General features: G+C 48.8%; 21 protein-coding genes. 6 read left to right on the forward strand and 15 right to left on the reverse strand.

What is annotated here, in order from left to right; translation table 11 throughout:
- Positions 1-7: 7 nt before the first annotated feature.
- The 14 genes from EYR25_RS00780 to EYR25_RS00845 all read right to left on the reverse strand — a co-directional run bounded on the left by EYR25_RS00780 (position 8) and on the right by EYR25_RS00845 (position 15,886).
- Entirely contained in the window at positions 8-3,202 is a 3,195-nt protein-coding gene (locus EYR25_RS00780) for an intermembrane phospholipid transport YdbH family protein (RefSeq protein ID WP_133178191.1), read from the reverse strand.
- A 256-nt stretch (positions 3,203-3,458) separates the two neighbouring features.
- Positions 3,459-4,646 (reverse strand): aromatic amino acid transport family protein, encoded by a 1,188-nt coding sequence (locus EYR25_RS00785; RefSeq protein WP_133178192.1) that lies wholly within the window; start codon positions 4,644-4,646, stop codon positions 3,459-3,461.
- Between the two features lie 716 nt (positions 4,647-5,362).
- The gene (gene hisIE / locus EYR25_RS00790) at positions 5,363-6,022 is read right to left on the reverse strand and encodes a bifunctional phosphoribosyl-AMP cyclohydrolase/phosphoribosyl-ATP diphosphatase HisIE (protein WP_023267317.1); all 660 of its coding nucleotides are present in this window, start codon (positions 6,020-6,022) and stop codon (positions 5,363-5,365) included.
- Between the two features lie 44 nt (positions 6,023-6,066).
- Positions 6,067-6,840 (reverse strand): imidazole glycerol phosphate synthase subunit HisF, encoded by a 774-nt coding sequence (hisF, locus tag EYR25_RS00795; protein ID WP_133178193.1) that lies wholly within the window; start codon positions 6,838-6,840, stop codon positions 6,067-6,069.
- Complete coding sequence (hisA, locus tag EYR25_RS00800; RefSeq protein ID WP_133178194.1) at positions 6,822-7,559, reverse strand: 1-(5-phosphoribosyl)-5-[(5-phosphoribosylamino)methylideneamino]imidazole-4-carboxamide isomerase; 738 nt, start codon at positions 7,557-7,559, stop codon at positions 6,822-6,824. Before hisA ends, hisF begins: the two co-directional genes overlap by 19 nt.
- Before the next feature lie 29 nt (positions 7,560-7,588).
- Positions 7,589-8,239: an imidazole glycerol phosphate synthase subunit HisH gene (gene hisH / locus EYR25_RS00805; protein ID WP_133178195.1), complete on the reverse strand. Its 651-nt coding sequence runs from the start codon at positions 8,237-8,239 to the stop codon at positions 7,589-7,591.
- Positions 8,240-8,385: 146 nt separating this feature from the next.
- Positions 8,386-9,477: a bifunctional histidinol-phosphatase/imidazoleglycerol-phosphate dehydratase HisB gene (gene hisB, locus EYR25_RS00810; protein ID WP_023267313.1), complete on the reverse strand. Its 1,092-nt coding sequence runs from the start codon at positions 9,475-9,477 to the stop codon at positions 8,386-8,388.
- A gap of 82 nt (positions 9,478-9,559) precedes the next feature.
- Entirely contained in the window at positions 9,560-10,765 is a 1,206-nt protein-coding gene (hisC, locus tag EYR25_RS00815) for a histidinol-phosphate transaminase (RefSeq protein WP_133178196.1), read from the reverse strand.
- A gap of 66 nt (positions 10,766-10,831) precedes the next feature.
- Complete coding sequence (gene hisD, locus EYR25_RS00820) at positions 10,832-12,148, reverse strand: histidinol dehydrogenase (protein WP_133178197.1); 1,317 nt, start codon at positions 12,146-12,148, stop codon at positions 10,832-10,834.
- Positions 12,149-12,151: 3 nt separating this feature from the next.
- On the reverse strand, positions 12,152-13,051 hold the full coding sequence (gene hisG, locus EYR25_RS00825; RefSeq protein ID WP_088211253.1) for an ATP phosphoribosyltransferase: 900 nt from the start codon (positions 13,049-13,051) through the stop codon (positions 12,152-12,154).
- A 659-nt stretch (positions 13,052-13,710) separates the two neighbouring features.
- A complete protein-coding gene (locus EYR25_RS00830; protein WP_133178198.1) occupies positions 13,711-14,538 on the reverse strand; it encodes a hypothetical protein in 828 nt (275 codons plus the stop codon).
- A 64-nt stretch (positions 14,539-14,602) separates the two neighbouring features.
- Positions 14,603-14,929, reverse strand: coding sequence for a DUF7716 domain-containing protein (locus EYR25_RS00835; RefSeq protein WP_023267308.1), 327 nt, complete (start codon positions 14,927-14,929; stop codon positions 14,603-14,605).
- 68 nt (positions 14,930-14,997) lie between these two features.
- The gene (locus tag EYR25_RS00840; RefSeq protein WP_023267307.1) at positions 14,998-15,450 is read right to left on the reverse strand and encodes an MBOAT family O-acyltransferase; all 453 of its coding nucleotides are present in this window, start codon (positions 15,448-15,450) and stop codon (positions 14,998-15,000) included.
- Positions 15,451-15,544: 94 nt separating this feature from the next.
- Positions 15,545-15,886 carry a hypothetical protein gene (locus EYR25_RS00845; RefSeq protein WP_039978216.1) on the reverse strand — a complete coding sequence of 114 codons (342 nt, stop codon included), beginning with the start codon at positions 15,884-15,886 and terminating at the stop codon, positions 15,545-15,547.
- A 359-nt stretch (positions 15,887-16,245) separates the two neighbouring features.
- Between EYR25_RS00845 and yoaA the strand changes: the two genes are divergently transcribed.
- Positions 16,246-18,168 carry a DNA repair helicase YoaA gene (gene yoaA / locus EYR25_RS00850; protein WP_165953535.1) on the forward strand — a complete coding sequence of 641 codons (1,923 nt, stop codon included), beginning with the start codon at positions 16,246-16,248 and terminating at the stop codon, positions 18,166-18,168.
- A 63-nt stretch (positions 18,169-18,231) separates the two neighbouring features.
- Positions 18,232-18,732: a rod shape-determining protein gene (locus tag EYR25_RS00855; protein ID WP_133178199.1), complete on the forward strand. Its 501-nt coding sequence runs from the start codon at positions 18,232-18,234 to the stop codon at positions 18,730-18,732.
- Positions 18,733-18,770: 38 nt separating this feature from the next.
- On the opposite strand, the gene EYR25_RS00860 is transcribed toward EYR25_RS00855, so the two are convergent.
- Positions 18,771-20,288 carry a methyl-accepting chemotaxis protein gene (locus EYR25_RS00860; RefSeq protein WP_133178200.1) on the reverse strand — a complete coding sequence of 506 codons (1,518 nt, stop codon included), beginning with the start codon at positions 20,286-20,288 and terminating at the stop codon, positions 18,771-18,773.
- A 470-nt stretch (positions 20,289-20,758) separates the two neighbouring features.
- Here EYR25_RS00860 and pheS point away from each other — a divergent pair, with 470 nt between their 5' ends.
- The 4 genes from pheS (at position 20,759) to lpxM (ending at position 25,479) form a co-directional block, all read left to right on the forward strand.
- Positions 20,759-21,742, forward strand: a complete 984-nt coding sequence (gene pheS / locus EYR25_RS00865) for a phenylalanine--tRNA ligase subunit alpha (RefSeq protein WP_039978242.1) — start codon at positions 20,759-20,761, stop codon at positions 21,740-21,742.
- 14 nt (positions 21,743-21,756) lie between these two features.
- Complete coding sequence (gene pheT, locus EYR25_RS00870) at positions 21,757-24,144, forward strand: phenylalanine--tRNA ligase subunit beta (RefSeq protein WP_133178201.1); 2,388 nt, start codon at positions 21,757-21,759, stop codon at positions 24,142-24,144.
- A 3-nt stretch (positions 24,145-24,147) separates the two neighbouring features.
- Positions 24,148-24,444: an integration host factor subunit alpha gene (ihfA, locus tag EYR25_RS00875; protein WP_011716870.1), complete on the forward strand. Its 297-nt coding sequence runs from the start codon at positions 24,148-24,150 to the stop codon at positions 24,442-24,444.
- A 96-nt stretch (positions 24,445-24,540) separates the two neighbouring features.
- Entirely contained in the window at positions 24,541-25,479 is a 939-nt protein-coding gene (lpxM, locus tag EYR25_RS00880) for a lauroyl-Kdo(2)-lipid IV(A) myristoyltransferase (RefSeq protein WP_133178202.1), read from the forward strand.
- Positions 25,480-25,486 lie beyond the last annotated feature (7 nt).

Here is a 25,486-nt window from a genome sequence, read left to right on the forward strand (position 1 = left end):
TTCCTTGTTACTTCACGGATTTTTCGATTCTGTCCTGCAGATCGTTACCAATCTGAAGACTCCTGAATAATTGCAGCATGTTCTCTTCATGAGAGTAATTCAAGTGGATGGGGCGTTCAATCCCTTGGCTGCGGCCTTTGACTTCCACTAAGAGCTTGGCATCACCGGTTTGATCCATATCGAAACTACTGGATAACTGGCTGTATTCTAAATGTTCTAGTGCCGAAAATACAAAGTCGAGATAAGGTTGTGATTGACGCATTTGATCGACCGCCGGATTGCCCGAAATCGCAATAAGGCCACCGGGCGCACGGGCCGCCAACTGGCCACCGCTGATCGAGACTTTGCCATCGACCAAATCCACGGGTAATACACCATCGAAAATACCATCGGCATAGATACCAATTTGCGGCTGAATGCGCAGCACTTCCTCAAGGCTCATGCCCTGCAATAATAGATAGGCGTGGGATTTGTCCTGTAATTTTAAATTAAAATCAGGCAGTAAGAACTGGCCGCTCAATACTTTGCCCTTAGCAGTCATCGACACGTCGGTATCACTCAAGCCCGTGAGTTGTTGTAGCCAATTGTCGGGAAGCTTTTCGGCATCCTTGGCGAGGACAATATCGGCCTCCACTTCGATATCGGTCAAGGGAAAGCCGGGATCGAACAAGTTAAAGGTCATCACGGTCTGCGGGCAGTTCAGTCGGCTTAAACTGCTGAAATAGCCTGGTGCTTGCGGCGCCTTATAGGATTGCCCCCAAGTGAACTCGCATTGGGCCTGTAATTTCCCGCCCTCAAAGGTCGTGTCTTGATAAAAACCTTCCAGCTCTGTCATCGACTGGGTAATTTGCATGGCAAATTGAGTCTGCTCTGGCTCATGTGTCAGCTTAAATTGTGCCTGTAATTGGTTATGGCCTGTCACATTTAACTCAGCGGGCAAGGGCTGGGTTTGATTCAGCAAAGATAGCGCTTCTGTCATGCTGGTATCGACAACCCACTGTCCCGTTAACAGCAGTGGCTTGTGAGGCGCGGCGAACTGTAATTGATGGTCGCTTTGCAGCTTAACCGTGCCGACTTGCCACTGTTCATGGCCGTGAAGACGCTGGTTTTGCCAGTTTAATGTCTGCGCAAGTGCCAAATTATCCAGTTTAAGCACAGTCTGCTTACGTGTTCGGCCTTTGGCGCTGAGCTGCTTTTCAATCAAGAGTTGCTGCGCTTGCCAGTTAACTTGATTAGTCAAATGACTCGATTGAATAGTATTTGCAATGGATTGCAATGACGAGTAATCGAGGAGCATCGGCTTTGATGTCTCAAGGGTGAACGCCTTGAGGCTAATATCGTTGCGACTGCTCTGTATTGCGGTCGCGGCGGTGCCCGCAAGATTCTCTACCGTTTGGCTCACGCGCAGCTGCGACAAGGCAAGTGAGAGCGGCGGCAGCTTGAAGGTAAACTCGGTCGATTGAGTCGTATCCTGAGTCGCCAACGGGGTTGCACTCGCGGCCATGGGAGCCTTAGCGTTGAGTTGAATACTGCCAAGGCTTAACTGTGTTTGTTTAGTTTGATGCTCGGCGGCTTGCGCCGTTTGCTGTAGCTGCACATCTTCCAGCGCAAATTGCAGAGTGTCGCTTGAGTCACTTGAGTCACTCGTCACTGGCGCAGTGCTGATTTGCCAATTCAGCCCTTGAGGTGACTGAGCCACGCTGACATGTCCCGCCGTTTGCAGCATTCCCGCGCCCCAACTGAAATCCTGCGGTGCTGCGTGCCAAAGCTCCCGCAGCGACAGCGGGGTCGTTTGCGTAAGCGCCAGTTGCCAGCGGCTCGCGACATTCCAAGCATCTGGCGTGGGCGTTAACTGGGTCTCTTGCAACTGAATGCGCGTTTCAAGCTTACTGCCTAGGGTGGTTACCTCTAATGCGGGCATCGGTATGGGTTTATGGGTGTTCGCTTGAGATGTCAGTGCATAGTGCAGCGGCGCCGTCATCGAAAAGCCAAGGCCCACGGGCGCCTCGGTGCTTTTCAGCCCCGAGAGCAGGGTAAGGAGCGCTTGATAGTCCACATTGCTCAATTGCAGAGACTGATTAAGTGCCGCTAATAGCTGGGTGTGCTGTGCCGCATTCGGCGTAAGCGCAAGGCTAAAGGGCTCAAGGGTGAGATTGAGTGAGGCAAGTGATCCACTAAGCTCAAACCCTAAAGCCGGCTGCGGCGCGAGCGTTAAGTCGGCAAAATGGCGTAAGCTGATGCTGGGTTGCTGAATGCGGTGGCGGCTTGTAATTTCGCCGCTGGCGAGTGTCATTGCACTCTCAGAACTGAGTTGTCCACTTAATCCTATCCCAAGTTGCTGCCACTGTTGATCCCACAGGGTTAATTGGTTGAGGATGCTCCCTTGGGTTTGGCGCAGGCCAATTTGATGCAGGTTTTCCAGTAGCTGCGCGATATTCAGTTTGCTCTTCAAGCGCCATTGTTCGTTGCCAAGCGTGGCGGCAAGCTCGGCTAACGGCTCACCCACGGGGCTTCTAAATGCCGTGGTTAATTCACCTTGATGATTCAGGCTGAGTTTATCCATCACCAGCTGATAGGCGGGAAGCTCTGACTGCGGCGCTAATCTGAGTGTGGTTTTACCTATATCAATTAAGGGCAACGATTTGATATTTAACGCCAACGCCGGTGTTTGTTCATCGGCGATGGTGGGGCTTCGCTCCAGCAGCGATGCACCTAGTTCAACGTCTATCTCGCCCGTGCTAATTCGCTTGATTTTTTGAGTCAAACTCTCGACTTGGACAAGTTGCTTCAGTTCTTCAAGGCTTTTGGGCCAGTTGAGTTCAAGCTGAATATCAAGATTATTGATCACTAAATGCGAGTCATGTACACGCAGGCTCGCAGAGCGAATTTGCCAATGTTCTAAACCCATGGGGCCTAAACGAATATCGCTAAGCTCACCGTCCATGCCGCTTAATGCATAATTTGCGACGCGAAGGATCAGGGCTTCGGTTTGGCTGTTGACTATCCAAATGGTTAGCGCCGCGCCAGCTAACAGGCCAGCCACAGTGGTGGCTATCAAGCTTTGTTTTAAGCGCTTTTTGAGTGTAGAACCGCGACGGTGCGTCGCCGAATATGGCGCTGCGGCCGCAGTCGCCTCTTGAGGCATCGCCTGATGCGCGTGCTCGGCAGTCTCCTGATTTGGCGATGTCGGCGTGTTAACCATGGGGTTCGAATATCATCCTTATCATCAGCGCCTGGGCACGGTTCCCCGTGGGAGCGCGAGGCGATTTGGGCTGCCGATGCTCAGCGGCAAGCGGGATTAGCGGCAGTTTAACACTCAAGCCGCTGGCTGACTAATAAAGAACTTGGCAAATTTGCGCGAAGCTAGATTGAGTGCCTGTCATTATTCATCTTGATTTTACAGGCACTTATACGGCTTAAAGTAAAATAGCGTTATCGCGATTGTGTATCCGCGCAGCTTATCCCAAAAGCTGAGCGCCAATCACGGCAACTCCACAGAGCATAGCTAACAGTAAACCGATCTTCCCCCCCGCGACGCGGTAACCCTGAGGCAGGTTTGCCTTATCGCGCGTTTGTCTTTGTACCCACACCATGGTTACGGGTAAAAAAATCGCGAGGATCACGAGGGCGATCGCCGCATATCCGAGGGCGGTAATAAATCCCTGCGGGTAAAAGAGGGCAAAACACAGAGGAGGCACGAAGGTAATAGCGGCGGTGATACTGCGACCCGCTGCATTATCCTGCTGCCTTAAGTTTGCCGCCATAAAGTCAAACAGACCTAGGCTCACCCCTAAAAAGGAGGTTGCCAGCGCCAGATCGGCAAACACACTGATGGCAGAACTTAAGTATTGGCTGTGCAGAACGCTGGCTAACTGATTGATAAAGCGTGAAAGACTCTGATTGGTCATCAGTTGGCTTTGGCTGAGCACGCCTTGGCTGCCCAATTGCCACAGCAGGTAAATCAGTAGCGGTAATGCCGAGCCGAGCAGCATGATTTTACGCAGGCTTTTTACCTCAACGCCTAAGTAGCGCACCACGGATGGAATCGAACCATGGAAACCAAAGGAGGTAAAAATCACTGGAATGGCGGACACGATAAGCCCTTGCTCTAGTGGCAACTCGAGTAAATGTGTGCCTTCGACCTGCGGCAGTAATAGGGCCAGCATTAGAATTAACGCAATGATTTTTAAACTAAAGAGCACGCGATTAATCAAATCGACACAATGGGTGCCTAAGCCGACAATGGTGCCGATTAACAGGGTAAATAACACGGCGCCCGCCTGCGGTGGCAGATCTAACCCTAACCAAGCATTGAGCTTTTGATTAACTTGCTCGCCGCCACCTGCGATATAGGCGGCGCACAGGGCGTAAAGTAAAAACATTAACGCAACACTGGCAATCACTTGGCCCTTGGCGCCCAAAAGCGTGCGGGCTAATTGGTTCAGGCTCGCATCGCTCGGGGCAAATTGATGGATTTCAACCATCAGCAGAGCGGTGTAGGCCATCAGCGCCCAGAGGAGCAACATAATCAGGCTCGATACACCAAAACCGAGTCCTGCAGAGGCGATAGGAAGTGCGAGCATACCCGCGCCAATGGTGGTGCCTGCAATTAGTAGCAAACTGCCGAAAAATTTATTCTGTGTCATAACTTTACGCTCAAACGTCTTTATTAATGGCTCAACTGTCTCAGATGAGTGCTTTATTGAGGAGCTGTGCAGAATGGCGCGTGATACTGGGATCTAAAGGGTACGAGGGCGTACCTGTATTGGGATCGTGGCGCAATCTGCGGATCGTTGGGGATATGGCCACAATGGAAGGTCAGGCGAGTATGCCTATCTATGCCATTGCGGCTACAGATAGGGATAATAAGCTGTGGTAATGCGCATAAAACTCGCCTTTGCTTGGGGTTAATTCGGCACTTAATGACATCGAGTGACTTGACCACATCTAATGGCTTGGTCACATCACATAACAAAGACAATTTGCTCTGTTTTTTAAATTTATCTTAAATGTTAATAAGTTGCGACAATGCCTCGGTGTTGGTTCGAGGACGCTGGCTACGATAGGCAGTTAAGGTGTACTTGTCAACCATTACAACAGTATTTTGCTGATTTTTTGTCAGGGGCCAGGTGTACAATTTGCGTGACGTCGTGTGGTTTTTAGGTCAGGTTAAGGGTTACAAGACGGACTGTGGAGGCGAGGCTTTGGTTAGCACTAGAAGGGGTTGGCAACAGCAGGGATTAAGTAAAACCGGGGTTAGCAACAGCAAGTTAATTGGCCGTCACTGAATGCAAAATGGAGAGTACTCTGCCGTAGACCAAAAGGAATGCGGCAGAGAGATACCGTGATGTTTGAAAGCGGACTACTTTTGCTGCGCCTTTTGATGGCGGGCGAGCAAATTGGCGTTGATATCACTTAAGCTTAGTGATTGATCTTCAAGTAAGACTAATAAGTGATACACCAGATCCGATGCCTCGTTAATCAGCTCTTCTTTATCGTGAGTCGCAGCGGCCAAGGCGGTTTCGAGCCCTTCTTCACCGACTTTTTGGGCGATGCGCTTAGTGCCACGGGCAAAAAGGGAAGCGGTGTAGCTCGACTCAGGGTTTTGCCCCTTACGCGAGGCGATAAGCTCGGCCAGATTATTTAAAAACGGGTGGGCATTGCCATCGAGCCAGCAGCTTTCGGTGCCTTTATGGCAGGTTGGGCCATTGGGTAACACCTGTACCAGCAGGCTGTCGTTATCACAGTCTTTATCGATGGCGACCAATTTTAGGGTATGGCCTGAGGTTTCGCCCTTGGTCCATAAACGTTGCTTAGAGCGGCTAAAAAACGTCACATCACCGGTCGCCAGCGTGTGCTGTAGCGCGGCTTTATCCATAAATCCGAGCATTAATACCTTACCCGATAGGTGATTTTGGATAACCGCAGGGATAAGCCCCTGCTGTTTTTCCCAGTCGAGGCTATTGACCAGTTCTGCGCTTGCTGGGCCTTGGCAACAGCTTGAAGTGGTTCCAGTTGTCATATCTGCATACCTTATTATTTGTATCAATCGCTACTGATGTTGAGTTACTGGCGAATGGCGATGCCTTCGGCCGCTAAATACTGTTTTAACTCGCCGATATTGATAATGGCCTTATGGAACACGCTGGCTGCCAGCGCCGCATCCACCTGAGCCTCGGTAAACACATCGCGAAAATGCGCCATAGTGCCAGCGCCGCCCGAGGCGATTAAGGGCACATCGCACAACTGGCGTACTAGGCTTAACTGTTTGATATCATAGCCACCGCGCACGCCATCTTGGTTCATCACGTTGAGCACGATTTCGCCGCAGCCGCGTTTTTGTACTTCTTCGACCCAATCCTGGGTATACCAAGCGGTTTCTTTGGTGGCGGCTTCATCGCCGGTAAATTGCTTCACTTTATAACTGTCGCTTGCCGCATCATAAAAAGAGTCTATGCCGATAACGATACATTGACGGCCAAATTCATCCTGCAGACGCGAGATTAAACTTGGATCGCTAAGGGCGGGTGAGTTGACCGAAATCTTATCCGCGCCAAAGGCCAGTAACTCGCGGGCTTGGCCGATGGTTTTAATGCCGCCGGCGACGCAGAAGGGGATATCGATTTGCTCCGCTACTCGGCTCACCCAAGACTTATCGACCACACGGTCGTGGGCACTGGCAGTGATATCGTAAAACACCAGCTCATCGGCGCCTTCTGCGGCGTAACGCGCTGCGAGTGGTACGATGTCGCCCACAATTTCATGGTTGCGAAACTGTACACCTTTGACCACGCAGCCATCTTTCACATCCAAACAGGGGACTATTCGTTTGGCCAGCATTGGATTGCCTCCGCCACATTAAACTGATTGATAAGTAAAGCTTTACCGATAATGATGCCCGCGGCGCCACTGTCTCTGACGGCGGCAACATCCTCAAGGGAAGCAATGCCGCCCGAGGCTTGCCACGCGATATTGGGATAGTGGCTGGATAGCTCGCGGTAGAGTGCGGTATTGGCGCCTGTGAGGGTGCCATCGCGGCTGATGTCAGTCACCAGCGCATGTTTAAGCCCAACTTGGCTAAAGTCTTCGACGATAGATTCTAGACTCTTACCGCCACCGCTTTGCCAGCCAGAAACCGCGACGATTTTCTCGCCGCTCTGATTGATATTCACATCCAGTGCGAGGCAAATTGCCTCGCTGCCAAACTTGTTAAACCAGCCTTTGACTAGCTCGGGCTCTTTGACGGCGAGCGAGCCTATCACTACGCGTTTAACCCCAAGGGATAATAACTCGGCAACTTGTTCTTCAGTGCGGATCCCGCCACCCACTTGAATATTGGCGTTAAGCCCAGCAGTCAGCTTAGCAATCAAAGCCGTTTGGCGTTTTGTAGGATCTTTCGCGCCAGTTAAATCTACAATATGCAGCCAGCTTGCCCCTTGGTCTTGGTAGGATTGCAACTGGGCCAGCGGACTTAAATCGAAGGTGGTCTGCTGCCCATAATCCCCTTGGTAGAGCCTAACTACCTGGCCATCAATTAAATCAATTGCTGGAATGATCATCTGTTGTCCTTAAATTCTTTTTGGTGCATTTACTGCATTTTTAAAAAGTTACCTAGGATTTGTGCACCCACGGCGGCGCTCTTCTCGGGGTGAAATTGCACGCCCATAAAGTTGTTTTTACCGATGGCGGCGCTAAAGTCCTCACCATAACGGCATTGTGCCAAGGTGTAGTCGCTTAATGGTGCGCGGTAGCTGTGCACAAAATACACGTAACTGCCAGCTGGAACACCAGCAAACAGCGGGTGAACCTGAGACGGATTGCTAAAGGTCAGTTGGTTCCAGCCCATGTGCGGCAGAGGTAAACCTTCGGCCTTAAGTGCTTGACGGTCTAGCTCGTCAATCTCGGTTGGAATAATGCCTAGGCATTGGCAATCTAGCGCTTGGCCGCCGCGTTCTTTAGAGAGCCGGGTGAGCATTTGCATCCCTAAACAGACGCCAAGCACGGGTTGAGTTAACGCTTGGATTAATTCGACTAAGGCTTTTTCCGTTAACGAAGCCATCGCGGCGCCAGCGCTGCCGACACCAGGCAGTACCACTCGTTTGGCGGCTTTAATGCTGGCTTTGTCATCGGTGACTAACACCTTAGCGCCGAGGCGCTCAAAGGCGAACCGGACCGAACTTAAGTTGGCGCAACCTGTGTCTATGATGACAACATCAAATTCATCTATGTTTGCTGACATTGGGTTTTCCTATTGATGGGTCAGCGGGGAAGTGGTTTATCGCCACATTCCTGAAACTGCCCCTCGTTAAAATCATCAGACTTTGTATTATTCGCTAATCAATCTGCATTAGGTCATTACACACCTAACTCAGGTTGAGTGCGGTGTTAGAGCACGCCTTTACTCGATGGCAACACATCACCTTCAACTTTGACTGCCTGACGCAGCGCACGGCCCAGCACTTTAAATAGTGCTTCGACCTTGTGGTGATCGTTGTCTCCCTCGGCGGCCACATGCAGGGTGCAACGTAGGCCATCGGCAAAGGAGCGAAAAAAGTGCGGTACCATTTCAGTCGCCATTTCACCGACTTTTTCCCGTTCAAATTGGGCGGAGAATTTAATAAAAGGCCTGCCGGAAAGATCCAGTAAGCATTCGCCCTTGGCTTCATCCATCGGCAAGCTAAAACCAAAACGGGCGATACCGCGTTTATCGCCCAGCGCTTGGCGCAGCGCATCTCCAATTGCCAATGCTGTGTCTTCAACGCTGTGGTGATCGTCTATCTCAAGATCGCCATCGACATTCACCTCCATTTTGAAATTCCCGTGGGTGGCGATTTGATCCAGCATATGGTCGAAGAAACCAATGCCAGTGTTGATGGCGCCTTTGCTGGGATTGTCGAGATCGACAGTCACGCGAATATCGGTTTCCTTGGTGGTGCGTACCACAGTTGCGGTGCGGCCCTTGTTGAGTAAGGCATCGGCAATCGCGTCCCAGCCTAGGCTGCCACGTTGATATTGGAAGCTTTTTATCCCCATGGCATTGCCCAGTTCCACATCTGTGTGTCTGTCACCAATCACGGCGGACTGGGTGAAATCGATGGTACCTTGGGTCAAAAAGTCTTTCACCAGCCCTAGTTTTGGTTTGCGGCAGCTGCAGTTTTCATCGTTAAAGTGTGGGCAGATGAGTACATCTTCAAACTTTACCCCTTGGCTGGAGAGGATTTGCATCATCATATTGTGCGGCGCATCGAAATCTTCCTGCGGGAAGGAAGGGGTACCGAGTCCGTCTTGATTGCTGACCATTACTAAACGAAAACCGGCTTTTTGGAGGCGCAGTAAGGCGGGGATCACTTGGGGCTCGAATACCAATTTGGCGAGGCTATCGACCTGTTTGTCGGTGATGGGCTCTTCAATCAAGGTGCCATCGCGGTCGATAAAGAGTATTTTCTGGGCGACATTTGGGGTAAATACTGGGTTCATACTGCTACCTTTCAATTCAGTTTGTTATCTTTATAAAATCAGTTTATTAGGCCAATGCTGCGACAAGACTTGCGCTAAACGCTCACAGCTTTTGCGATTCAAATAGCGACACTAAGCGGTCAGTGTCAGCCTGAGAGCTGAAGCTAAAACGAATGGCTTTAGCCAATCTAGGGTCCTTATAGGCCCGCGCGACAATGCCATTGTCGATAAGTAGCTTCGCCACTTTGGCTACATCGTCAAATTCGGCGAGCACATAGTTGCCATTGGGTGTTAGTACGGCACCGCCCCATTGCTCGCAGTACAAATTCAGCGCCGCCGCGAGTCGCTCGCCCTGCGCATTGAGCTCATTCACTTGGGTCTTCATCCGCGCAATCCCAGCAGGTGATAGCGCTTGCACGGCCACTTCACTCACGGGCAGTGGCACTGGATAGGGCGCAATGACCCGCATGATGATTTTGATAATTTCTTCATTGGCGAGCAAAAAGCCGCAGCGTGCGCCCGCTAAGGCAAAGGCCTTTGAAAGGGTGCGCAGCACCACAAGGTTTGGGTAAGACTCGAGTAAATCGGCGACGCTATATTCTGGGCAAAACTCGATATAAGCCTCATCGACGACAACAATGGCATCGGGCAGGGCTTGGATGGCTTGCTCTATGCGCGCCTTGTCAATCACAGTGCCGGTTGGGTTATTGGGATTGCAGATAAACACTAACTTAGCGCCGCGTGCGGCCGTTGCAAAGTCGGCAGGGAGACCGTACTCAGCCGTTAAGCCTAACGCATTAACGCCTACATTAAAGGTTTGTGCGCTAATGGCATACATGCCGTAAGTGGGCCCAAAGGTCGCAATTGAATCGATGCCTGGGATACAAAAGGCACGAATAAGCAGCTCGATGGCCTCATCTGCGCCGCGACTGGCGACAATTTTGTTCTTCGCTACAGCACTATATTGGCTGTAGGCACTGATTAATGCGGGTGGTTGGCACTCGGGGTAACGATTTAACTTAGTTAAATCGAGCTCGCCGACTGCCACATTATTGAAGGGCGATTCGTTAGCGTTGATCCAAATATCCCCACGACCACCCAGCCTGCGAGCACTTTGGTAAGGCGTTAACTCGAGCAGTTCGGGCCGCGCAAGACGTGCTGCAAGGTTTGTTGGCTCGATGTTTGTGGTATCCAGAGTATTGTTATCGAGAGTATTGCTGGCGCAATTGGCGCTCGGAATCTTTGTCACAGGCACATTGCTCGTTGTTGCTGTGCTCGTTGGTGCTTGGCTAGTTGGCACTTGGCTCATCCTATTCATCCTAAGTCTTGCTATGGCGTTAATTAAGCGTACTGTTGATTGCGTTACTAATTTCCATCAGTCCTTAAGACTGGCTAAGCGTATCGCGACCGCATTTTTATGGGCATCGAGTAACTCATTGCTGGCAAGGGTCATCACCGCTTGCCCGAGTCCGAGCAGGCCCTTAGCACTGCTCTCTTGCACCGTAAAGCGGCGGCTAAAGTCTGCCAAGGAGAGGCTCGATACCGCGCGGCTGTAACCGTAAGTCGGCAACACATGGTTAGTCCCGCTGGCATAATCACCAACCGATTCAGGTGTATAGGCGCCTAAAAACACTGAGCCTGCGGCGCGAATATGCTTTAGCACGTCCCGTGGGAAGCGGGTTTGAATAATTAAGTGTTCGGGCCCATAGCGATTCGACACGAGCGCCGCTTCTTGCATATCTTTGACCAAAATGGTGCGGCTGCCTTTTAGGGCGGTCGCGGCAATCTCTTGGCGCGGCAGGGCGGCCAGTTGCGATTCGAGTGCTTGATTGACAGCTTGTGCTAATGGCTCCGAGTCCGTGACTAAAATGACCTGCGAATCTGGACCGTGCTCCGCTTGCGAGAGTAAATCCGCGGCAATAAACTGCGCATTGGCATCGCTATCGGCAATCACCAATACCTCGGAGGGTCCCGCTGGCATATCGATAGACACAGTGCAGCGGCTATCTTGGGAGACTAAGCGTTTGGCTTCGGTGACATAACGATTACCTGGGCCAAAAATCTTATCGACGCTGGGAATGGATTCAGTGCCAAAGGCCAGAGCGGCAATAGCTTGCGCGCCGCCCACTTGGTAAATTTCGGTGATCCCACAGGCGTTTGCCGCATACACAATCGCATCGTTAATCGGTGGTGGACTCACCAATACGCGTTTTTCGCAACCGGCAATTTTGGCGGGCAGGGCCAGCATCATAACGGTCGAAATGAGGGGCGCGCTGCCGCCGGGAATATATAAACCAACTTTTTCAATCGGTTCGCTACGAAGCTCGCAGCGAACACCCGCTTGGGTTTCAATGTCTATGGGGCGAAATTGCTGCGCGCTGTGGAACACATCAATATTGGCCATCGCTTGGGCAATGGCGGCTTTAAGTTCTGCCGAGACTCGTGCGCTGGCGGCGCTAATCTCGCTTTCACTTAAGCGCAGGCTGTCGATATTGGCGCTACTGATATTTACAAGCTTGGCGCCATCAAACTTTTGATTAAACTCTTTTAGCGCCGCATCGCCACGGCTAGCCACGGCATCAACAATCGCCCGAACACTTTGTTCTAAGCCGCTGTCACCGATTAAAGGTGAGCGTTGGAGCGCGGCTTGTTGTTCATCGGCGGATAAGGCTGCCCAAGTCAAAATATCCATAGATCACCCCATCATTTTTTCAATTGGCATGACTAGGATAGAGCTGGCGCCGAGCGCGGTGAGCTCTTCCATGGTGTCCCAGAATAAATCTTCGGTACTGACGGCGTGGATGGCCACTCGATTAGTATCGTCGTTTAATGGCAGCACCGTGGGGTTTTCGGCGCCGGGCAGCAGGGCAACAATTTGATCTAAGGTTTCTGTGGGGGCGTGCAGCAAAATATATTTACTTTCACGGGCGCGGATCACGCCGTTTACGCGGGATAAAATTCTGTCAATTAGCGCTTGTTTGCTCGGCGTTTGGGTTTGGGTCGATTGAATAATACAGGCCATGGAGCGGTAGATGACTTCGGTCTCGTATAAACCGTTGGCCTCAAGGGTGGCGCCGGTGGAGACTAAGTCACAAATGCCATCGGCAAGCCCTGCACGCGGCGCGACTTCAACCGAGCCTTTTAACATACAGTCGCGATAACTTATGCCTTTTTGTTGCATAAAACGGCGCAGCAGATTGGGGTAGGAGGTGGCAATTCTCAAGCCTTCCAAAGATGAGGCATCGGCATAGCTAAATTCGCTTGGTACGGCTAACGACAGGCGGCAGGCCCCAAAATCCAGTTGGCGTAACTTCACAAACTCGGCGGGTTTATTTAAGGTTTGGCGCTCAATTTGCTCTTCTTCAAGCACATTCTCACCAATAATGCCTAAATCGACCACGCCATCCATCACCAGCCCTGGAATATCATCGTCACGCACTCTGAGTAAATCGATAGGCATGTTGTCTGCGTGTGCGATAAGACGTTGTTCATTAATGGAAAATTTAACGCCGCAGCTCTTGAGTAATTGCTGAGAATCGGTCGATAGGCGACCCGATTTTTGAATGGCGATACGTAAACGGTTTGATTCAGTCATAATTTTATCTCGCTCAAAGTTAACAAATTCAAAATGATATTCTTTCGTTTCACGCTTTAACTGGTTTATCGGCACCGCCAGTAAATGTGGCGGTTAACATATTGAAATTAATTACTAATTAGCTGTTAAATCGTTAGTTAAAAAGCCTAAAAGCAAAAACCCCCGGAATTCCTTCCAGGGGTTAGTGATCATCTTTGAATCAGTCCGCCAGAAGGATACAGTCCTCCGGCAGTGAGCGTCCGAAGGCTACCGCATATGGTGGTGATGATGGTGGATAGCGTTCAGTAACGGGCTCATATGACTCTCTATACTCTGTATTCTGTTAAATTCGGTGTTGATGGATACTTATCCATAGAACGTTTTTTTAAGCTAACCGCTTTCTGTGCCGTTTGCAACAGCTAATTTTAACTAAATAAGAATATTTATGCGCTTTGTGAAAATGTTTCATCTTGATGGTCACAGGACGATAATATGCTTATCGCAAGAAGGACGAATACTTGAGGTTTCCTAGGGGATGGGTCAAAGCCGACGCTGCGTTTAGACAAATTCGGCTGGCGGTAAGTATGGTAAATCTTGTCTAACAGCGTTCAATCTAGACTGTTGATTGAGACTAAGTGTCAGTCAAAGCGCTAATGCTGGATTAGCGCGTGACATCCTTTTTATTGTGCTAAATATTTTCCAAACAGGCGATCAACTGTTTGTTGGCAATATTTGTCTTCACCACGCCAATATTCGGCAAATACCCAGTCATTTTTGCCTTGGCGTTGTCTATCGAAACAACGAGGTTTTAATATTCCCAGACTGGCTAATATTTCGATTAAAATTTGTCGCTCAGCTTTACTCGATTTAATTACACTCGCTAATCTTTTCTCTAGTGTGCTGGGATAATCGCTCGGGTCAGACGTTTCGATAGTCGTTAATATCGCTCTAAAACAGGCAATATCATCCGACGTTGGCTCTGGAATATCGGCATTAATAAATTGGCTTAAATCAAAATAGGTATACAAAATATCCCCATGGCGCACGCCGCCCCATTTTATACGCTCGAAATTGAATACGTTAATATCCATCTCGATATAGGATTCGCTTCCTCGGATGCCATATTGACTATCTCGGCAAATGCCACAGGTATAGGAGTGTGCCGTTGGTTTGTCATTCGTGTAGGACGTGCCTGAAATAACAGGTGTATATTGATGTGATGGGATTTTTTTGGCGATCGCATAGGATGCAAGGGATGAGCGCCAATCCAATCGCCTAGAGGTTAGACTACTTAAAAATCCTTTTGTTACTTGTGCTGGCGATAAGCCTTTAACTAGCGATGCGATGGCAAGGATGCATTCATCATGGGAGATAGTTAAAGGATCAAACATTAATCCTTTCGATTTGGCGTAGCTAAAATCGGATTCGGAGAGACTTCTATTTTTTACGTCAATCCAACCATTCTTCCAATAGGTGGAGAATAAAATCCTTTTTGCTTTTTTATCCATAGCTGATTCTATTTTAACCTTTAACAATTGTTTTAATTTATCTTATAAAACTTAATTAAAGCGGTTAGCTCTCTAAATTCATATAAGCATCGTTTTGATAGTAATAACTGACTGCATGAATTATGTCATGTAAGCTGGCATTAGGCAGCTGTTGCACTAAATTAGCCTTGATGCTTTGCAAATCCGCAATACTTAAAAAGTATTGATAACCTTGAGTTTGCGGGTAGAGAGGCTCATCGTGTAGGTCGCGCTCCTCTTCAAGTTCATCGTCAATGATTAACATCGTCATTGTGGGGTTCAATGCTTGCTCTAAGGTTTTATACACATCCAAGTGCCACGAAAAAGAATCGAGTTGGGATAATAGGGTTTCCAAGGTTAATGTTAATCGCATGACATATCCTTTTGTGCGAGCATCATTTACATCATTATGGCGAGTTAATTAAACCGACAGAATTAGGCTTAAGGCCTCAACAGACTCAGCATTAATTCGGTTAACGCAAACGATGAGAAAATAAACAGTAAATTAATCAAGGCCCGCATAATCCAAGACAATGCACCGTAGGACAGATCATATTTATTTGAGGCAATTACGATAACTCCCATGATGCCAAACCAAGGTGTAAAAAAGAACATGGCTTGCCATTTAACCAGAGCAACGGCGAGATCATGCAGCGCACCACTGACTAAAAAGGTGAGCAAGACGGCGAGCCACATGGGTAGAAACTGACTGAGAGGGCGCATGACATTACGAGATAAATAATAACCCCAAATCGGATTCCAGTAATGCCAAAAAATAGCGAATGACTTAGCGCCAAGGGCGCGTGATAGCATATTCCTCATCGAGTGACTGGCACCCAGTGGTACACCATTTCGCTTTTTCGCATATTGTGACAGTGATAATGTCGTTTGCATGGTTAATCTCTGCTTCACGCTGACCTATATGAGAAGTGGCTCGCAATCATTCCTGCTGTCTGTTATTTCAGACGTCGCTGGTTATCAATATTCATTACAGCACTGCATCTGGCAAGCAGTAAGTTAGGTTTTTATCTGCCATAGCATAACAGGTTTGACCGGTTTTCTCGGGGGACGGCCTAATGAAGATACCTGGGTTGCCATTAACACGAATCAGCTGCGATTGGTTATCCTGTCTCATAAAAATCGTACCACCATTTTCTAGCGCAACATCCACTATATACTCGTTCATATTGGCGCAAATCGCGATTTCACAGGATTCAGAATGCTCTTTACCCCCATTTATGACGAGGCATTGCGACGTTACTTCATCGCAACCTGCCCAAGTAACGTGGCTAAAAGCCAACAATAGTAAAAAACCAGAAGGGTATTTCATCGAATCATCCTGTCGCGTTATAAACCGTGCTCTGTGGCTGATGAGCGCCAACCTTTTAAAGTGCATTAACGACTGGCCACCAACTCCGCAATATTCTCGCATAAAATTATGCTCATGTTGAATTCGGCGCAGGACTGAAACTATTGGTATTATTAGGCGGGCTTAATTACACTGCGGCCTGACGGAATCAGGCTCTTTAACGCTTGCTGACTAATTTACCCAGATTTAGCCATCTCTGAACCGTATTTTTTAACCCTATGAAAGGACCTTGCTCGCCCTTGAATCACACCCGACGCCCAGCTATGCGGCAAGCCAAACTTCAGCAATCCAATCAGCAGTCGAGCGACGCTCAACGTCCGATGAGCCGATTGGCGAGTGAAGTGCTGCGCGCTTTTGCCAGAGATGGGGTACTCGCCAAGCATATTCAAGGGTTTAGTGCGCGTCAGAGTCAGGTTGAAATGGCGCAAATCATCAGTGAAGCGATTGCCAGCAAGGGCAATGCACTGATCGAAGCGGGCACAGGGGTCGGTAAAACCTTCGCATATTTAATTCCTGCCATCTTAAGTGGCAAGCAAGTGATCGTGAGCACGGGCAGTAAAAACCTGCAAGAGCAATTGTTTCTAAAGGATTTACCCGCATTGACCTCTATGCTTGGGATAGCACCCAAGCTTGCGCTATTGAAAGGTCGCAATAATTATTTATGTCAGCATCGACTCGATAGGCAGATGCAGGTGGCCAGCCATATTGAGGCGCGCTTATTGGATGATTTACTGAAAATCAACCAATGGGCTGGCATGAGTAAGGATGGTGATATTGGTGGTTTAACCTCAGTTGCCGAAAACTCTCCCGCGCTTCCCTTAGTGGTCAGTACCAAAGAGACCTGTCTTGGGCAGCGCTGCGAATTTTATGATGCTTGTTTTACCCGTAAGGCCCGCGGCCGCGCCATGGACGCCAAAATCATCGTGGTGAATCATCACTTATTCTTTGCCGACAGCGTGTTAAAGGATACGGGCTTTGCCGAGCTATTACCCGATCCCGATGTCGTGATCTTTGATGAGGCGCATTTGCTGCCTGATATCTGCGTCAGTTACTTTGGCCAGCAATCCTCGAGTCGCACTATTGATGACTATTTGCAAAAGTTATTGCAGATTTATCAAACTGAGCTCAGCGATACAGGGCAGATTGCTCAATTCTGCCAGCGCTGTTTAAGCAAGTTAAGTGAGTGGCATAATGCATTATTTTCGAGCGGCGAGTCGGATTGGCGGCTGCAACTTGGCAATAAATTCATCGCCTTAGCCTCTTGGGATTTATTGGCAGAATTAACCGCATTGCAAAAGCTGTTACTTGTGCACGTGGGGCGCAGTGAATTATTGGATGATATTGCGGTAAAGCTGACTGAGCTTAACCATAAACTCAATCAATTTTTTAATTGTGATAACCCGCAGGCGGCGTACAGCGTTGAGTTTGGTAGCCGCTTTGTCATGCTACGTATGTCGCCCATCAATATTGCCCGCGAGTGTCAGCAGCTATTTGTGGCCAATACTAGCTGGATATTTACTTCGGCGACCCTGCAAGTGAACCGTAGCCTAGACCATTTTGCGCAGGAGCTTGGGATCAGTGATGCCAAAGCACATATTTTAGACAGTCCCTTCGATTATCCGCGTCAGGCGCTATTTTGTGTGCCGAGGCAACTGGGGAATGTGGCGAATCAGCAGCAGGCACTTAAACAGTTAGTCGATGTGTGTGTCAAAGCGATTGAGGCGGCGCAGGGGCGAACCTTTATTCTGTTTACCAGCCATAAAATGCTCGAGCAAACCGCGCTGGCTTTGCGAAGTCGCACTCAATATCCACTATTGGTGCAAGGGCAGGCGGGCAAGCAGAGTCTGCTGACCAAGTTTCGCCAACTGGGGAATGCGGTATTACTCGGCACCAGCAGTTTTTGGGAAGGTGTGGACGTACGCGGTAAGTTATTAAGCTGCGTGATTATCGATAAGTTGCCTTTCGTGTCACCCGATGAGCCACTTTACCGTGCCCGCGCCGACAATATCAGCCGTCAGGGGGGCGATCCTTTTACTCAAGTGTCATTACCTCAAGCGATTATTGCGCTCAAACAAGGGGTTGGACGTTTGATTCGTGACGAAAAGGACTGTGGTGTACTCATTCTCTGTGATAATCGAATTGTGAATCGCGCCTACGGACAGGCCTTTTTAAACTCCCTGCCGCCGATGTCCCGTACCCGAGATTTAGATCAAGCGTTAGCCTTTTTAAGGCAAATACCTTGATAGAAAAATAATCGTTGGGGCAGGCAAGCTTTATCTGGAAATATCCTTTTCGGGAGAATAGATGTGTTTACTTGGCTAAAAGGGTTAATTTCTAAAGACTTATTAATTGAGTTAAGTGAAGCTAAAATTACGATAAACGCTTTTGGCGATAAGGCCAGTATCGAGTATGAACCTATACTCGCACTTGTTACTGACCACAACAAGACAATGATCAAAGCTATCGGCCATGGGGCTAAAACATTGGACGGTGAGGGAATTCGCATTGTTAATCCGTTTTCACACCCTCGAATGTTTGTAGCAAGCTTTGAACTCGCTGAAAAACTGCTCCAATATGGCATTTCGCATCTTCATAAATCTGGATTTCGCGCGGCGCCGCGGGTGATTGTACACCAGTTAGAAAAGACCGAAGGTGGCCTCACCGATATTGAGGATAGGGTACTGCGTGAACTTGCTTTGGGCGCTGGGGCAAGAGAGGTCGTGATTTATCTTGGTCCAAGGATTAATACTCAATTTGAGCATTATGACGACATTAAACGCGCGCAATGTAAAGCTAAGAAGGAATAAAACTATCCCTTCCTAGCTAAACTCAGACTTTTTAAGAATTAGACTTTTAATCCAACCATCAGTTGATCAAGTTGGCCTGCGGTGGCTTGTAATTCATCACAACCCGACACAGATTGGTTCGCCGATTGCTCGACATCGTGGGATTGATTGCGAATTTCCATCAGATTGGTGGCGATTTCGTTAGCCACGGCCGATTGTTCTTCCGCAGATGTGGCAATCAACACACTCATTTCGAACACGCGGCTGCTGTGGTGAGCAATGGATTCGAGATCTTTACCCGTTTGCAGCACATGTTGTTTGCCCTCACTCGCTTGGTTAACGGTGCGCGACATGACTTGCGTCAGGTTGCGGCTACCTTGTTGCAATGACTCGATCATCGACTTGATTTCAACCGTTGCCGCCTGTGTGCGACCGGCAAGGGTTCTCACCTCATCGGCGACCACCGCAAAACCTCGGCCCTGTTCGCCAGCACGCGCCGCTTCAATCGCGGCGTTGAGGGCGAGTAGGTTAGTTTGTTGCGAAATGGCATTAATGGTCGACACCACTTCATCGATTTTACTGGCGTTTTCGTTGAGGATATTGACCGCATCTGAGGCGGCAGAAATCTCATCCGACAGTACATCAATTGCGCTTACTGTGGTTTCAATATCCTTAGAGCCCGCATTCACCTGCTGATTCGCCTCTTGGGTTTCGGCGGAGGATTGCTCGGCGTTGCGTGCCACTTCTTTAACCGCAGCGGTCATTTCTTCCATCGCCGTGGCTAAGGAATCGAGGTGCTGACGTTGATTGACCGCAAGGGCTTGTCCTTGCTGTGCCGTGCTTCTAAAAGATGAAACCACTTCGCGGATTTTACTGGTGGATTCAGCAATTTGCTTCACCAAGTTGTGTTGACGCTCGACTAGAGTGTCGATGCTAATGGCTAAGATGCTGAATTCATCTTTCACTTCGAAGAAGTTTAATCGGCCAGTCAAATCTCCCGAGGCTGCGCGTTTAAGTGCCATCACTGTGGTGTAGAGCGCACCGCCCACAAAGGTGGAGATGTAGTAGCTAAACAGGAAGAGCACGAATAACAGCACCGCCATTAGGCTGTAGACTAAGATATTGTCATCGGCTAAAAGGGCGTTCAGTTGACGATCGTCGACGGGAATGATGGTCAGCATATTTTGATCATTAACCGAGCTAACCGCCCGATTAGGTGAACTGCTGGTATCAATACCGCCCCCACTGCGTGCAAGGGTTTGTGCGCGGCTATCAGCCTCAGAAACTGTAACAATCTGAACATTCTGTAAGCCTTGGCTTAGCAGATGAGGTAAATTTTGTCTTTCTTGCTCGGGTAGCTTGCTAGAAACCTGGGCGGCGAGTTGATTGATTTTCTGGGAAGTGTCTAGCAGCCCATACAAATGGCTTTCGAGCAGGGTATCCCTAAACTGAGTATTTAAAAATACCGCTAATCCCACAATCATAAACATGGGAACTAGGGCGAGAATTGCAAATTTGGTTTTTAAGGTCATATGGATAAGATATTGATCTATCCAGCGAAATTTTACTTCTTTCATTAGCGCCTCGATAAATTGGGCTGTGACCAAATGGATATCGGTCGGTTTGCCATAGACTTTATGATTTTCTGTCTTGTAAGCAGTTGCTTGTATTATTGTTGTCCAATTGCAGCCATTTTGGGTTTATTTGCTGCAATTTTGGCAAGGTACAAACATAAGTTTACAGTTTAGCTACATGTGTAGCTAGTGGTAGCAGGTAAGGAATCGTTTGCTGTAAAAATCAGCAATCGTGATTTGTTGTTCTCAAACTCGCGGCATTTGTTGGGGTAACACATGAATTTGCATGATAAAAACCCCGAATAAACCCTAGTAATATGCCGCTCGCTCGCGTAAAATTTCTCTCCTTTTATTTCGTTATAGCTAGCAAAGCGTCTGGCATTAACGCCCGATAACCTGAGCACCCAAATAGCCTGAAAGTTTGGCGCCCATAGCACTTGTTTATCAAGCGCGACTATGCAGTGGAAGAGAAAATGCAGCAGTTAACTGAGATCGTAGAACAAGCCTTAGTCATTATTGACCAGGCCAGTGATCTAAAAGCACTGGATGATATCCGTGTCGATTACCTGGGTAAGAAGGGTAAGATCACCGACATGATGAAAATGATGGGCAGCTTAAGTCCTGAAGAAAAACCCGCTTTTGGTCAGGCGGTCAATGATGCGAAGCAGGCCATTCAACAGAAATTAACTGAGCGCATCGACGGCCTGAAAAGTGCCGAACTGGAAGCCAAGTTAATTGCCGAAAAGATTGATGTGACACTACCTGGCCGCACTATCGAAATCGGTGGTTTACACCCAGTGACGCGCACCATTGAACGTATCGAAACCTTTTTTGGGGAATTAGGGTTTTCGGTAAAACAAGGCCCTGAAATCGAAGATGATTTCCATAACTTCGACGCCTTGAATATCTCTGAGCACCACCCAGCGCGTGCCGACCACGATACGTTCTATTTTAATCCTAAGCTGATGCTGCGTACCCAAACATCGGGCGTGCAAATTCGTACTATGGAAACGGAAAAGCCGCCGCTTCGGATTATTTCACCGGGTCGTGTATATCGTAACGACTACGACCAAACTCACACGCCAATGTTCCACCAAGTGGAAGGTTTGCTGGTGGATGAAAACGTTAACTTCGCCGAATTAAAAGGCGTGTTGCATGACTTCCTGCGTAACTTCTTTGAGGAAGATTTGCAGGTGCGTTTCCGTCCTTCTTACTTCCCGTTCACTGAGCCTTCAGCCGAAGTGGACGTAATGGGTAAAAACGGCAAATGGTTAGAAGTGTTAGGCTGCGGTATGGTGCACCCAAATGTGCTGCGTAGCGTGGGCATCGATCCAGAAAAATACTCTGGTTTTGCTTTTGGTATGGGCGTTGAGCGTTTAACTATGCTGCGTTACGGCGTAAACGATCTACGTGCGTTTTTCGAAAACGACCTGCGTTTCCTGAAGCAATTTAAATAACGGAGCTGTATAGCATGAAATTTAGCGAATCTTGGCTTCGTGAGTGGGTCAATCCTGCCGTTAGCCGTGAAGCATTATCCCACCAGATCACTATGGCTGGTCTTGAAGTCGATGGCGTAGATGCCGTGGCTGCCGAGTTCAGCGGCGTTGTGATTGGTGAAGTAGTCGAATGTGGCCAACACCCAGATGCAGACAAACTGCGTGTGACTAAAGTCAGTGTCGGCAGTGGTGAACTTATCGATATCGTCTGTGGCGCACCTAACTGCCGCCAAGGCCTGCGTGTTGCCGTTGCCATGGTCGGGGCTGTATTGCCAGGCGATTTTAAAATTAAAAAGGCTAAGCTGCGTGGTATGCCTTCAGAAGGCATGCTGTGTTCATACAGCGAGCTGGGCATCGACATCGACAGCGATGGCATTATCGAACTGCCATTAGATGCGCCATTAGGCACGGATTTACGTGAGTATCTGCAGCTTGATGATGCTGTGATTGAAGTGGATTTAACCGCTAACCGTGCCGACTGTTTAGGCATGGTGGGTCTGGCCCGTGAAGTCGGCGTGTTAAACCGTGCGGCTGTGACTGAGCCACAATGGCAAGCCGTCACGCCAACGATTGATGCCAAAGTGGCAATCAATGTGAAGGAAAGCGCAGCGTGCCCTCGCTACTTAGGCCGTGTGGTGAAGAATGTGAACGTGAAAGCGGCTACGCCATTATGGATGCAGGAAAAACTGCGCCGCAGCGGTATCCGTTCTATCGATCCTATCGTCGATATCACTAACTTCGTGTTAGTTGAATTCGGCCAACCTATGCACGCCTTCGACCTTGCCAAGCTGACTGGCGACATCCAAGTGCGTTTAGGCAATGGCGAAGAGAAAATCACTCTGCTCGATGGCAGCGAAGTGACCATTCCAAGCGACACCCTAGTGATTGCCGACGATGCCCGCCCATTAGCACTTGCTGGCGTATTTGGTGGCGAATATTCAGGTGTGAGTGACATCACGCAGGACATTCTGCTGGAATGTGCCTTCTTCGCACCGTTAGCGATTATGGGTAAGTCACGCCGTTTAGGTCTGCATACCGATTCTTCACACCGTTTTGAACGTGGTGTTGACCCTGAGATGCAGCACAAGGTTATGGACCGTGCGACTCGCTTAGTGCTGGATATTTGCGGCGGTGAAGCGGGCCCTGTGGTTGAAGCCAAATCTAAAGCTGACTTACCAAAGCCTGCGCAAATTCTATTGCGTCGCAGCAAGTTAGATAAAATTCTGGGTCACCATGTTCCCGATAGCGACGTGGTTGAAATCCTCGAACGTTTAGGTTTCGGCGTGGTAGCCGGCGAGGGTAGCTGGCAGGTCACGACCGCCACTTACCGCTTCGATATGGCGATTGAAGAAGACTTAATCGAAGAAGTGGCCCGTATTTACGGTTACAACAACATTCCAAACGTTGCGCCCGTGGCGTCACTGCGGATGTCTGATCATAAAGAAACCGATTTAAGCCTCAAGCGCGTACGTTCGCTGTTAGTGGCCCGTGGTTTCCAAGAAGCCGTGACTTACAGTTTCGTCGATCCTAAGCTGCAAAATCTGGTTCATCCTGGTGAGCAAGCCATGGTGTTACCGAACCCCATTTCCAGCGAAATGTCGGCCATGCGTTTGTCGATGTTCACAGGATTATTGACTGCGGTTGGCTACAACCAAAGCCGTCAACAGGGTCGTGTGAGACTTTTTGAAACTGGCCTGCGCTTTGTTCCTGATATTAATGCAGAATCAGGTGTAAGACAGCAAGCAATGCTCGGTTGCGTCATTACAGGGCTTCAAAATGACGAACATTGGGCTATGGAATCGAAAACTGTTGATTTTTTCGACCTTAAAGGTGATTTAGAAGCAATTATCGGCTTGACAGTTTCCGCATCAGAATTTAGCTTTAGAGTAGCGACGCATTCTGCTCTTCATCCAGGGCAATGTGCTGAAATATTGAGAAATGATCGAGTGATCGGTCATATAGGTGCTATCCATCCTAGTTTGGAGAAGCCTTTTGGACTCAATGGTAAAACCATCGTTTTTGAGTTGGAATTGGATGCTTTATTGCATACCAGTTTACCGCTAGCCCAAGCTGTATCTAAGTTCCCGGCTAATCGTCGTGACATCGCAGTAGTCGTAGATGAGAGTGTATCTGCAGGCGATGTAATGAAATTGATAAGAAAAGTTGGCGAAAATCAGTTGGTTGGCATAAACTTGTTCGATGTATACTTAGGTAAAGGTGTTGAGCCCGGCAAGAAGAGCTTGGCGATAGCACTTACATTACAAGACACTACTCGTACACTTGAGGAAAAAGAGATCGCTGAGACAGTAGAATCAGTTGTTTCTGCCCTGAAGACCGAGTTCAACGCATCGTTGAGGGATTAAAGTATGGCACTTACCAAAGCCGAAATGGCAGAACATCTTTTTGAAACACTAGGCATTAACAAACGTGTCGCCAAAGAGATGGTTGAGTCGTTCTTTGAAGAAATTCGAGGCGCACTTGAAAGTGGTGAGCAGGTCAAGTTATCTGGCTTTGGCAACTTTGACCTTAGGGATAAGAATCAAAGACCGGGAAGGAACCCAAAAACTGGCGAGGATATCCCGATTTCCGCTCGCCGTGTCGTGACCTTCCGTCCCGGCCAGAAACTGAAAACTCGCGTAGAAGCAGCTAACGCGGGCAAGTAATTTCTTAAAGTTTGATAGGAAAGCCACTCCTTCGTGAGTGGCTTTCCTATTTTCTTCCTTTAGTAATTCAGTCTGTTACTGTCTGAGGTGATTTCTTTGTCAAGACAGCCAAAATATTTCGACCGTCGCTTCCAAATGGCCCTATTACACCCTAAATATTGGCTCACTTGGTTGGCGATCGGCCTATTAGTCATTTTTGGGATTATGCCCGCGTGGCTGCGTGATCCTATCGCCAGAACTTTGGCCAAACTGGTGGCACCGATTGCGAAAAAGCCTATAGGCATCGCCAGAGCGAACTTAAAGGCTTGCTTCCCTGAAAAATCTGCCGCCGAAATTGAAGCTCTAATTCACGATAACGTAGAAAACTTTGTGTTAGTGCTGTTATCTCAAGGTGAGCTGTTAGTTCGCTCCAAGGCGCATTTACGCCGCCGTGTGAATCTTATGGGCTTTGAGCACGTACAAGCGGCGCAGGCAGAAGGGAAGCCTGTAATATTTATCATGCCTCATGTGTGGCCCATAGATTATGCGGGACTGAGATTAAACCTCGACTTGCCGATGGTGACTATGGCTAAGGCCCATAAAAACGCATTATTTAACTGGTTTAACAATCGGGTACGTAGCAGCTGCGGTGGCCATGTTTATATGCGAGAAGCGGGCATTCGCGCTTTATTGGCCGAGCTTAAGCAGAACAATAGCTTTTTCTACCTGCCAGATGAGGATTTAGGTCCAGATCAAAGCGTGTTTACCCCGTTTTTAGGCACAGTTAAAGCGACATTACCCGTGGTTGGTCGATTAGCCCAAGCAGGTAATGCGCAGGTGCTACCGGTCAAAATTGGTTATAACCAAGTAACACGTCAGTTTGATTTAACCGTAATGCCCGCCATTGCCGCCGAAGATATGGTCGGTAAAGAAAGCGAAGCACTGGCACTGAATAAAGCAGTGGAGCAAGTGATCCTCGCTTACCCTGAGCAGTATATGTGGTTCTTAAGACTGCTTAAGACCCGTCCCGAAGGGCAAGCTTCGATTTATCAATAGCGACTTA

The organism is Shewanella decolorationis (genome assembly GCF_004354305.1).
GTDB classification, from domain to species: Bacteria; Pseudomonadota; Gammaproteobacteria; order Enterobacterales; family Shewanellaceae; genus Shewanella; species Shewanella decolorationis.